Raw genomic sequence first — 12,250 nt, 5'->3', positions numbered from 1 at the left:
GTAATACACACAAAGCATTCCCAATTGGGAATGCTTTTTTTGTCTTCAAAATGCTTATTTTACTGTTCGTTTTGAGGATTTATATCAATTTAATTTTTTTAGATGAAGACTGTAAGATTGAAAATCACCTTTTTCAAAGGGGATAGATAAGCCTGAATATTTTAGCTCATCACCAAAGTAATGATATCCATTAGAATCTATATATTCAGCTGTTGGATCTGCATATGGAATGGTGAGGATAGTGTTTAGTTCGGTAATGTTAAAACAATTTTTAAAAACAAATAAAAGGATTTCGTCCTTTGCTTTGCTTTCAAATAGCCAAGCTGTTATATTGCTTTCAAAAGGAGAACAAAGTCGATAGAAGCTACCATTTTGAATTAAGTCACGTTGTGCTTTATATTGATTTAAATGATTTTTTATTGCTCTTTTATCTTCATCAGACAGTGTAAGGATATTTAGTTCGTAGCCCATGTTAGTTGATGATGCAAGGTTCATACGGGTTTGGATGGGAGTAATACGATTTGTTTGATGATTTGGAACATCGGAAACATGTCCCGTTAGTTGATAGGGGTGGAATAAATAAGAGGCTCCATATTGAATCTTTTGTCTATCTAAGGCATCCGTATTATCACTTGCCCAAGTTTGTGGGAAGTAATATAGCATTCCAAAGTCAAGACGCCCACTACCACTGGAACAATTTTCAAAAATTATTTCTGGGAATTCTGTAGTTAATTGATCTAGTATTTCATATAGTTTAATCATGTAGCGATGAGAAAATTCTTTTGGAAGAAACTCTGAAATTTGACTGAATGGTTCAACGATGTGGCGATTCATATCCCATTTGATATAATCTGGTTTATAAGTATAAATGAATTCTCTCATTGTGTTTAGCAGAAATTGCTGTGCTTCATTTTGAGTCAAGTCTAAGACATATTGGTTTCTACCTAAATGTGCTGCATGGTGTGGTGCTTTAACTATCCAATGGGTTTTTCTGGTATAAAGATCACTTTCAGGTGAGATCATTTCAGGCTCGAACCATATTCCAAATTTAAGTTTTTTTTGTCGACATTTTTCGACAATGACTTCTAGACCATTTGGAAATTTAGACTGATCTACCTGCCAATCACCAAGGGAGGTTTTACTTGAGTTTCGACCTTTGAACCACCCATCGTCCAGAACAACTGCTTCAAAACCTAATTGGGAAGCTTGATCGATGAGTTTTAACATAAGTGCTTCATTTACTTCAAAATACGTCATTTCCCAACTATTAATAAGGATGGGTTTTGTAGTACTAACTTGGTTTGGTGGTGAGATGTGGTTCTTATTGAAAGAATGAAAAACTTTTGACATGCCATTAAAACCATTCTTTGAATAGACTAAAAGTGCTTGTGGAGACTGGAAACTTTCTTGCTCTGCTAATTGCCAAGAGAACTGACTTGGATTTAATCCAATTTGTAATCTTAATTGATCGTACTGGTCTCGCTCAATTAATTCACGATGATTTCCAGAATAAAGCAAGGTCATCGCATGTATTTGCCCATGTTGTTCATCAGCATTTTTTCCTACGGCTATAAATGGTACATATTGTGGTCCGCTTGAGCCACGACTAGTTCCTGTAATAAATTGCCCATGTTGGATAGGTGCATTGTTCTTCTGAAATTCAGCTTGGTGGGATCCATAAAAACTAATAACTTCTTGTCCACTATATAATTGATCTAATGATGCACTCATAAGTTGATCAATGATAAGTGATTTTTTTCCAAGGTTAATCACTTCGGAAGAACGAATAAGTGCATCATAGTTTTCGAATATTGTGTAATATAAGTTCACTTGGATATGTGTAATTTCGTCAATCAAATTAATAACTAATGTTTTGGAATGACTATTTCGATTTTTTCTTGCATGGGGTAAAGGGGCAATATCAGGACTATCCGTAATGATTTGGTAATCGCTATAAGTAAGTCGAAAGACATGACTATTATCATGAAACGTGACTTCTAAAGCTGATTCTTTATAATCTCCTTGATAAGATATTGGAAATTCTTGGGGAACAAATTCCAAGGAAAAATGCTCATCACTCTTTTCAGGACGGCTTGAGAAGGTTCTTTTTTTTAATGGTTTTTGATTTAGTTTATCAAATTGCTTTATGTAAGGACCCCAATAACGATGAGCAAGGTACTTGTCTTCCAGCAATTCAATCATATAACTCATTGAATTATTGTGCAAATGAAATATTTGACTGCTTTCATCAAAGGCAATATTTAAAGTCATGTAATTGATTCCTTTCGATAGGTACTTGGAGATTGGCCAGTTATTTTTTTGAAAAATTTTGAAAAAGTTAACGCATCAGTGAAACCAACAGAGCTTGAAATAATATTAATAGGTTCGTCGGTGTCTCTTAGAAGTTCTTTTGCTTTTGATAATTTGAGTTGGGTAAGATATTGTTTTGGACTAATTCCTACCTCATCTTGAAAAATATTAGCCAAGTAATTTGGATGAAGGTTAACAAATTTTGCAACATCACTGATTTGTATGGCATCATGATAATGTAAATTCATATAATGCATCGCTCTTTTTGAAATTGATTCTTGCTGAATAACTTGCTCACTAGTAGGAATCTCAGCTATAAGATTACCAATAATATCGTACATTAAACCATTAATTATTAGAAATGAAGATAGTTGATTATCTGCTTGCTCTAAGATATGACCAATTTTATTTTTATACATATAAACATCTTTGCAATCAAATACAAATTCATTACCTATTCTTAATTGATTTAAGTAGCGTTGAGCTTGTATCCCCAAAAATCCTATCCAGGCGTATTTCCATGGATTATTTTTATCAGCTGTATAAGTTGAAACGGTACCCGCAGGAACAATAAAAAATTGATTTTTCTGAACGGTATATTTTTGCTGATTAATTTCTAATTTCCCTTGCCCTTCAAAAACAAAGTGGATAAAATGATACTCTCTTCTTTTGGGACCATAACTGTAATTAGGTTCACAATGTTCAATACCGCAATTATAAAGAATAAAATCGGAAATAGATTTATTTCCCATTTCGTTGTAGCTGTCCGTATATTCCTCTAAAAAATTACTCATACTATCATTATAAGCTAAAAAACCACAATAAACACAACATCTTAGAAAATACCATATATAGATTAATTATTTCTATGTATATAGCTACACTAATCATTTAGAATAAGGTTATGAAAAATGAAAACGTTTTACAGAAAGGGGGGTTGTATTTGGAAAATCCATATAAAAATAATATTCATTTAGAGCCTCCCAAAGGATTACTTAACGATCCAAATGGTTTAGCTTTTTATCAAGGAGTATATTATGTCTTTCATCAATGGAATTCTAAATCTACAGATCATAGTTACAAGGAGTGGGGACTTTTTACATCAACTGATTTGAGGAATTGGAAGCATTATGGTAGTAAGGTAACTCCAACTGATTTAGAAGACAAAGACGGTGTCTATTCAGGATCAGCACTTAGACACAATAATTCTCTATATCTCTTTTATACTGGAAATAGTAAAGATAGGGGTAAGCGAAAAAGTTATCAGAAAGTTGTAAAATCAGATGATGGTCAACAGTTTCAAAAATTGCTAACCAATCTCGAAACACCTAAGGGCTTTACCGAACATCATCGAGATCCCAAAGTTTGGTCAAATGATAAATCTTTCCATATGATTGTAGGGGGACAACGAATTAATGGTGAAGGAAGTATTGCCCACTATCAATCGGTCGACTTAACAGAATGGCAGTATACCGGAGAGTTTTTTTCAAGTCCTGATTTAGATCAGATGTGTGAATGCCCTGACTACTTCCAAATGGATGGTAAAGAGTTTTTGCTTGTCTGCCCTCAAAAAAGAGACTTACTGACTGATGATGATATTTCAAGTTATTCAGCTTATTATGAAGGCTATTCAAATGAGAATAAATTTTTTCCAACACAAAGTCTTCAAATATTAGATGCTGGTTTTGATTTTTATGCACCTCAGACGTTTATTGACAATAATGGCAGACGTATTTTAATGGCATGGATGTCGAGGATGTCTGGAATTGAAGAAAAATTATGTCCCACAAATAAATTTGGTTATTTACATTGTCTGACAATACCAAGAGAATTAACTTATAAAAATGGTAAATTGCTTCAAAATCCTGTCAAGGAATTATTAGACAAGAATGAATTAATATGGACCACTAATAAATCAGAAGTTTGTTTTGAACATGGTCAGCAAGTAACTATATTTGATGTTAATTTTGAGGAACAAGCCAACAAATTTGAGATTAGTTTGGGTGACAGTTCCGTTATACTCAGATATGAAGGGAATAAGTTGATTTTAGCCAGAAAAAACTGGGTATCGAATCAGTTTGAAGAAAAAGTCAATACAATTAATCAGTTAAATTCAATGAAATTTGTGATTGATCAATCAGCAGTAGAGATTTTTATTAATGAAGGTGAAATGGTTTTATCTTTACGATACTTTATTTCAAAAATGAATAAAACTGCTTCATTTACTAGTTTAGATAAACATATCAGTCATTTATACATAATAGAAACGGAGATAGGCTATGAATAATAAGGAATTAGCACAAGCAATTTTAGAAAATGTTGGAGGTGTTGGAAATGTTAAATCTGCTCAACACTGTGCAACGCGATTAAGAATAATAACTAAAAATCAGAATCTGGTTAATGTAAAAAATATTGAGAATTTAGATAAAGTAAAGGGGAGTTTTTACAATTCCGGTCAGTATCAAGTAATTCTTGGGACAGGACTGGTTGATAAAGTATATGATGAATTTATGCCTTTGATTGCTCAGGAGCCGAGTGCAAGAGTTGAAGAAGATGATAAACCTGAAAAACTAACTTTTAAAAGAGCAATAAGAATTTTTGGAGACGTTTTTGTCCCAATTATTCCTGTTTTAGTTGCAACGGGTCTCTTTATGGGGTTGCGTGGCTTGCTAACACAAGAAGCAATATTACATTTATTTGGAATGACACCTGCAGACATTCCTGAACAGTTTATCCAATTAACTCAGATTTTAACAGACACTGCATTTGCCTTTTTACCAGCTTTGGTAGCTTGGTCGACTTTTAAAATTTTTGGTGGGACACCTGTTCTTGGTATGGTTCTTGGATTAATGTTGGTAAATAGTGTTTTACCAAATGCTTGGGCAGTGGCATCAGGGGATGCAAAACCAATGATTTTCTTTGGATTTATTAAAGTGGTTGGTTATCAAGGATCAGTACTACCAGCATTTGCTATTGGTATCATTGGTTCTAAGATTGAAAAATGGCTCAAAACAGTAATTCCAGATTCACTTGACTTGATTCTCCGTCCATTCTTAACACTTTTATCTGGAATGTTAATTGCACTGTTTGTTGTAGGTCCAATTTTACATGAAGTTGAAACATATGTTTTGTCAATTGTTGAATTTTTATTAACTTTACCATTTGGTATTGGTGGTTTAATTTATGGAAGTTTTGGACAATTGTTGGGTATCTTTGGAGTGCATCATATCCTCAACTTATTGGAAATCAATATGTTAGCAAAAGATGGATGGAATTTACTTAATCCAATCGGTACATGTGGAAATGTAGCTCAAGCTGGTGCCGTATTGGCAGTAGGAATAAAAACAGCATCACAAAAAATGAAACAGATTGCTTTCCCATCAGCACTCTCAGCAACTCTAGGAATTACAGAGCCAGCAGTCTTCGGGGTAACACTTCGACTTGGAAAACCATTCATTATGTCTATGATTGGTGGAGGTATTGGAGGATTCTTTGCTGCTTTGTTCAAATTAAAAGCAACAGGAATGGGATTGACAGGTATTCCTGGTACGCTTCTTTACCTAAATAACCAACTACCACTTTATATTCTTACAAATCTAATTGCCTTTTCAACAGCATTCGCACTTACTTGGATGTTTGGATATAAAAAAGATGATACATTATCATAAAGATTATATAAATCATTACACTATGCTGTAATGGTTTTTTCTTTTCCCTTACATTTCGTTTTTTCACACTTAAACAACTGTTTAAGATTTGTAGTTTTCTTATTGTTATTTGCTTCCTGAAAAATTAAAAAGTGACTAAATTTTATAAAAGTATTGACAAAAAATAAAAAGATGATAAAATGTAAACGTAAACATAACAAGGTGTTACTCCACAGAGGCACTACTTGAATGCGAAATTTCAGTTTAAAGACTGGTTTGGCTTTTTTGAGTAGGCTCTGTGGTTTTATTTTGAGGAGGTTATCGTGCTAGTTATCAAGCAAATTAATAATAATGCTGCCATAGCAAAAGATGCTTCTGGTACAGAAATAATTATTTTAGGCAAAGGGGTAGGCTTCCCAAAGACGCCTTATGAGATAAAGGATATGTCAAAGATTGAGCGAACATTTTATGATGTTGATTCACAATATTTAGAAATGATTGCTTCTTTGCCTCAAGATGTGTTAATGGCTAGTGCTGATATAGTTGAGCGTGCTGAAATTGAATTAGACAGTGTTTTTAATACAAATTTGCCTTTTACTCTAGCAGATCATATCAATTTTGCCATTGAAAGAATGTCCAAAGGGATTGATATAACATCCCCGATTGCTTATGATGTGAAACATTTATATCCACAACAATATAGTATTGGCCAAGTGGCAATGAAGATTATTCAAGAAGCAACTGGTCATCTCTTACCAACGACAGAAGCCGTTAATGTTGCTCTTCATTTGATTACAGCTCAAGCTGAGTCTGGAGATATGCATGATATTATTCAATCTGTTGAAATCATTTCCGAAATTCGAAAGCTCATTGAAGGTAATTTGGATATTACAATTGATGAAGAATCATATCAGTTTTCTCGGTTTGTTATGCATCTTCGTTATCTTATTAAAAGACTTAACGCAGGTAATCATTCCCATAGGGATTCTACTATGTTGAAAACTATGAGAAGAGAATATCCTAAGGAATACCATTGTGTTCTTCAAATAAGAGATTATCTTATAGAAAATTGGTCTTGGATCTGTGATGAAGAAGAGATGCTTTATCTCTTGATTTATGTAACTCGATTATCAAATAAAACTTAATACTACTACCGATTGGAGTGTTAGCTTAGGCGCATAACCCATAGTCAAGAAAGTAGAAATGGTCTTGGACTCTTTCTGTTTTCTTGACTATGGGTTTTTCTTATCAATAAGAAAGGAAAAGTTATGGTAAATAATGACATCAAAAACACCATTATATTGCTAGCAGGTGATTATAGCAATGTCATTAATGAACATCAATCTAAAAATATTTTAACCCTAAAAGTTAAAGATAGAAGTGTTGTTCAAGTGGATGAAATTGAAAAACTTGACGAAGTTATCTCAATTTCAGTCGTACAAAATAGGATTAGAATCCAATTAATAAAAAAATATCTCAAAGAGGATGTAATAATGGCAAAAAAGAAAGATTTTAAACAGTTAGCCAATACTATTGTGGAAAATGTTGGTGGCAAAGATAATATCAATGGTTTACGACACTGTATTACACGCTTACGTTTTCGTTTAAAAGATGAAAGTCTAGCAAATAAAGATGTGTTAGAAAATACAGATGGGATAATTTCTGTAGTTAAAGGTGGCGGAGAGTATATGGTAGTAATAGGTAATGATGTTGTAAAAGCCTATAATGCCGTTAATGATGTTCTAGGAATTTCAGAAGGTCAGTTAGACCAACATGCATCAAGTGTAGATAAACAAAATCCGATTATGAAAGTGATCAATGCTGTTGTTGGATCTGTTATGCCAGCTTTGAATTTCATCTGTGCTGGAGGTGTTCTAAAAGGACTTTTAACAATACTTTCAATGACCGGCTTGTTAGATGCTAAAGATGGCTTATACATTTTAATTAACGCGATGGGGGATGCTGTTTTCTTCTTCCTTCCAATAATTTTAGGGTATAACTTTGCCAAACACATGAAAGGAGATCCCTTCCTTGGTTTAGTCATTGGAGCAATCTTATGTTACCCAGCCGTAAATGGAGTAGATCTTAAACTATTTGGTATAGCTACTAAGGCTACATATACAAGTTCTTTCTTACCTGTTATTGCTATTACAGCAATTGCCGTTATTATTGAACGATTCTTGAAAAAATACATTCCAAGTGTTGTTTCAGGATTTTTAGTACCCGTAATCACCCTTTTGATAGTTATTCCATTAGGATTTGCTCTTGTGGGACCATTTGTTAACGGAGCAAGTAATGCTGTAAATGCTGGTTTAAACTTCTTATTAGGAAGTTCACCAATTATTGCCGGATTAGTCTTTGGTGGCTTGTACCAAGTCATGGTTTTATTTGGCATTCACCAAGCTGCAACATCTATTTCCTTCATGAATGTCTTATCAGGAAAACCTGACCAAATTATGGCAATGGGTGTATTAGTATGTTTTGCACAAGTTGGTGTTGTTTTAGCTATTTACTTAAAAACAAAAGATAAAAAATTAAAAGGAATTGCTTTACCAGCGGTTATTTCTGGTTTATTTGGAATTACAGAACCTGCTATCTATGGTGTGACGCTTCCAAGATTAAAAATGTTTATTATTTCTTGTATTGGTGGTGCTTTAACAGGAGCATTTATTATGGCAACTGGTGTTACCATGTATAGTTTTACTGGATTAGGTTTAGTGACTTTCTTAGGATTAGTCTCACCAAAAAATCCTGATTTTATTTTACCAATCATAGCTGCCCTAATAGGTTTTGTCTTCTCATTTGTTGCTGCTTTTGCCCTCTATAAAGACAATGATAGTGACTTAGTAGTATCAACTGAAGTAGCTGATGATAAGAGTAAAGACACAGTAGTAACATATACTGTAAAAAGCCCATTAGCTGGTATAGTCCATGAATTGACAGAAGTTCCAGATCAAGTATTTGCCTCAGGTGCTCTTGGTAATGGCGTAGCAATTCAACCAGCAACAAATGAAGTGTTTGCTCCTGCAGATGCAACAGTTACTGCTCTTATGCCTTCAAAACATGCTATTGGTTTAACCCTAGATAATGGGGCAGAATTATTAATCCATGTTGGTATTGATACGGTTAATTTAAATGGACAATATTATGATTACTTGGTTAAAGAGAATCAAATAGTTAAAGCTGGTGAACAATTAATGACATTTGATAGACAAGCTATCGAAGCAGCCGGATACAAAACTATAACACCTATCATTATCACTAACTCTAGTGAATTTGGAACAATTAATGTATTAGCAAAAGACAGAGTCCAAGTAGGGGACTTACTATTAGATTTTTCAATATAAGGAGAAAAAGATGTCACAATTTCCAAAAGATTTTTTATGGGGTGGTGCCATAGCTGCTCACCAAGTTGAAGGTGGTTGGGATGCCGATGGTAAAGGTCCTTCAGTAATGGATATGGTAACCAATGGAAGCCATACTGTACCGCGTATTTTTGATCCAAGTCTGTCAAAAGAGAACTATTACTCGACACATGATGCTATTGATTTTTTCAATCATTATCCAGAAGATATCGCATTATTTGCTGAAATGGGTTTTAAAACATTGCGTTTATCTATTAACTGGACTCGTATCTTTCCAACTGGAATGGAAGAAGTAGCAAATGAAGCAGGACTACAATTTTATGATAAGGTTTTTGATGAATGCTTGAAGTATGGTATTGAGCCACTTGTGACTTTATGTCATTATGAAATGCCATATGCACTAGTAGAGAAGTATAATGGTTGGGCAAGTAGAGAAGTTATATCTTGTTTTGAAAAATTCTCTAAAACGGTTATAGACCGTTATCATACTAAGGTCAAGCGTTGGTTAACTTTTAATGAAATTAATGCTGGCACATTATTTACAGGTGTTGTTATGACTTTGGGAATTGTTAAAGATTATCAAGGACCAATGTTGGATGCTCCAGCTAGTGAAGAAGAGAAATTTCAAGCTTTACATCACCAGTTTGTTGCTAGCGCACGTGTTGTTCGCTATGCTCATGAACATTATCCAAATCTATTGCTGGGAAATATGATTGCTATTCTACCACAATATCCATATAGTCCAAATCCGGATGATGTTTTATTGGCACAAGAAAAAAATCGGATGGTAAACTGGTTCTGCTCGGATATTCAAGTTAGAGGTCACTATCCATCATATGCAAAGAGATTCTTTAAAACAAATAACATCCATCTAAAAATGGAAGCGACAGATTTAGATGATTTAGCTGAGGGAACTGTTGATTTTTACACTCTTAGTTATTATATGTCATTCTGTGTATCAAGTGATGAAACCTTAGAAAGTACCGGTGGAAATCTTTTGGGTGGTATAAAAAATCCTTATTTAGAAGCATCTGACTGGGGCTGGCAAATTGACCCTAAGGGACTAAGATGGCTTTTGAATGAGATCAATGATCGTTATGAAATCCCGATTATGGTAGTTGAGAATGGTTTAGGTGCTTATGATGAGAAATCTTCTGACGGTAAGATTCATGACGATTATCGATCAGCTTATTTAAGAGAACATATCATTCAGATGGCTGAAGCTATTGAGGATGGTGTCAATCTGATTGGCTATACACCTTGGGGTTGTATTGATCTTATCAGCCTATCGACTGGCGAAATGGCAAAAAGATATGGCTTTATTTATGTTAATAAGTTTGATGATGGAACTGGGGATTTTAGTCGAGAAAAGAAAGACTCATTTGAATGGTATAAAAATGTTATTGAATCTAATGGCGAAAGGCTATAAGAAAAGGAAGCCTCATTATCTATAAGTTTTTGAATATTAAATCTCCATATTTTAAAAAAACTTTTTCAAACAAATTAAAAAAACTTCCCTCTTTTGAAGGAAGTTTTTTGTACATTTTTTGATAATGTCTTTGTCTATTTTTGTCTTATTGTAATAAATTTTAATGATTTTAGTTGGTCTTAGTAAATTTAAAAAGGCTTTAAATCAGCTTTTCTGACGATGACAAGACTTAAAAAATTATGGAGTAAGTTTTGCATATTCATCATAAGATAATATTCTCCTACGGTTTAATATAGATAATTATATCATAGGAATTAAATTTTTTGATATACTTATATTATAAATATACAAATATAAGTAATATGAAAGAAAAAAAATTATAAAAGTAATATGGTTTATGAACTAATATGGTGGTAAAATCAAATTAGATAAATTGAATACTAAAGATAGGTAAGAGAATGAATAAAAAAGTAACAATTTCAGATATTGCAAATTTGTCTGGAGTTTCCAAAACGACAATATCTCGTTATTTAAATGGCAAGTATGAAGGCATGTCTGAAGCAACCAGGAATCGCATACAAGAAGTGATTGAAGAGTTAGATTATCGACCAAGTCGTCAAGCTAGGGCTTTAAAATCACAGTACTCATCAATAATTGGTATTGTCGTAGCTGATATCTCGAATTCATATACTTCGCGTATGATCAAAGGTGTTATGGATCGTTTAAATAGTACCGACTATCATACTATCATTATGGATTCTGATTTAAATACAAAAAGAGAAGCCAATAATATTAAAAAATTAATAGATGAACAAGTTGATGGGATTGTCATTCAACCGATTGGTGAGTCCTCATTGGAATATGACTTTATTCCGTCAGGAATGTCACTTGTTCAAATTGATAGGTATGTTGAGCCATTGAAATGGCCAGCAGTAGTATCAGATAATTTTCTTCAATCACAAAACTTGGGCAGAACTATAGCTGAACATAATTATAAGAGAGTTATCATCTTAACTCCCGAAATAAAAAATGCCTCTCCTCGTATAAACCGTTATAAAGGATTACAAAATGGTCTAGCTGATTATGATGTTGAGGTTATAATTGTTACTACTAATGAGATAAAAGACATTGTTGCGAGGGATATTGATATTTGGGATCAGATGAAGCAATATATTTACGATGATGTCAAGACGGTACTTTATGCCTTCAATGGCGGATTACTTTATGGGTTAATCAGACTTTTAAAGGAAAAAAATATTCCTGTTCCTGATAAAATTGGCTTGGTTGGTTATGATGATGGAGCATTAACAGATTTATTCAATCCAGAAATTACCTCGATAGAACAAAATCCTGTGGAAATTGGGCATAAGGCAGCAGATATTCTATTGAATACGATGGCTGGGAAGGACATTCTAATTGACTTGTACTGTATTGATTCTAAGTTAAACAATCGGAAATCGCTATAAAAAGGTAATATAAAAACAAAGCATCTCATTAAT

The 12,250-nt window shown here is 33.4% G+C and carries 8 protein-coding genes; 6 read left to right on the top strand and 2 right to left on the bottom strand.

Going from position 1 to position 12,250, the window contains the following annotated elements; genetic code table 11:
* Positions 1-84 precede the first annotated feature (84 nt).
* Both SPB_RS06675 and SPB_RS06670 read right to left on the bottom strand, forming a co-directional pair.
* Positions 85-2,271 (bottom strand): alpha-galactosidase, encoded by a 2,187-nt coding sequence (locus SPB_RS06675; RefSeq protein WP_003105430.1) that lies wholly within the window; start codon positions 2,269-2,271, stop codon positions 85-87.
* The gene (locus SPB_RS06670; RefSeq protein WP_254655070.1) at positions 2,268-3,104 is read right to left on the bottom strand and encodes an AraC family transcriptional regulator; all 837 of its coding nucleotides are present in this window, start codon (positions 3,102-3,104) and stop codon (positions 2,268-2,270) included. Before SPB_RS06670 ends, SPB_RS06675 begins: the two co-directional genes overlap by 4 nt.
* Before the next feature lie 149 nt (positions 3,105-3,253).
* Here SPB_RS06670 and SPB_RS06665 point away from each other — a divergent pair, with 149 nt between their 5' ends.
* The 6 genes from SPB_RS06665 (at position 3,254) to SPB_RS06635 (ending at position 12,217) form a co-directional block, all read left to right on the top strand.
* Positions 3,254-4,597 carry a glycoside hydrolase family 32 protein gene (locus tag SPB_RS06665; RefSeq protein ID WP_003105204.1) on the top strand — a complete coding sequence of 448 codons (1,344 nt, stop codon included), beginning with the start codon at positions 3,254-3,256 and terminating at the stop codon, positions 4,595-4,597.
* Positions 4,590-5,978: a PTS transporter subunit EIIC gene (locus SPB_RS06660; protein WP_003104343.1), complete on the top strand. Its 1,389-nt coding sequence runs from the start codon at positions 4,590-4,592 to the stop codon at positions 5,976-5,978. The genes SPB_RS06665 and SPB_RS06660 overlap by 8 nt, the downstream gene beginning before the upstream one ends.
* 302 nt (positions 5,979-6,280) lie before the next feature.
* Positions 6,281-7,102 (top strand): PRD domain-containing protein, encoded by an 822-nt coding sequence (locus SPB_RS06650; RefSeq protein WP_003102965.1) that lies wholly within the window; start codon positions 6,281-6,283, stop codon positions 7,100-7,102.
* 123 nt (positions 7,103-7,225) lie between these two features.
* Positions 7,226-9,304, top strand: coding sequence for a beta-glucoside-specific PTS transporter subunit IIABC (locus SPB_RS06645; RefSeq protein ID WP_003105562.1), 2,079 nt, complete (start codon positions 7,226-7,228; stop codon positions 9,302-9,304).
* A 10-nt stretch (positions 9,305-9,314) separates the two neighbouring features.
* The gene (locus tag SPB_RS06640) at positions 9,315-10,751 is read left to right on the top strand and encodes a glycoside hydrolase family 1 protein (protein ID WP_003105443.1); all 1,437 of its coding nucleotides are present in this window, start codon (positions 9,315-9,317) and stop codon (positions 10,749-10,751) included.
* Positions 10,752-11,209: 458 nt separating this feature from the next.
* On the top strand, positions 11,210-12,217 hold the full coding sequence (locus tag SPB_RS06635; protein WP_003104466.1) for a LacI family DNA-binding transcriptional regulator: 1,008 nt from the start codon (positions 11,210-11,212) through the stop codon (positions 12,215-12,217).
* Positions 12,218-12,250: the final 33 nt, after the last annotated feature.

Origin of the sequence: Streptococcus parauberis NCFD 2020 (assembly GCF_000187935.1) — a bacterium.
In the GTDB taxonomy this organism is placed as follows: Bacteria; Bacillota; Bacilli; order Lactobacillales; family Streptococcaceae; genus Streptococcus; species Streptococcus parauberis.
Note: the sequence above shows the minus strand (reverse complement) of the source record. Positions and strands in the feature narration are given on the sequence as shown.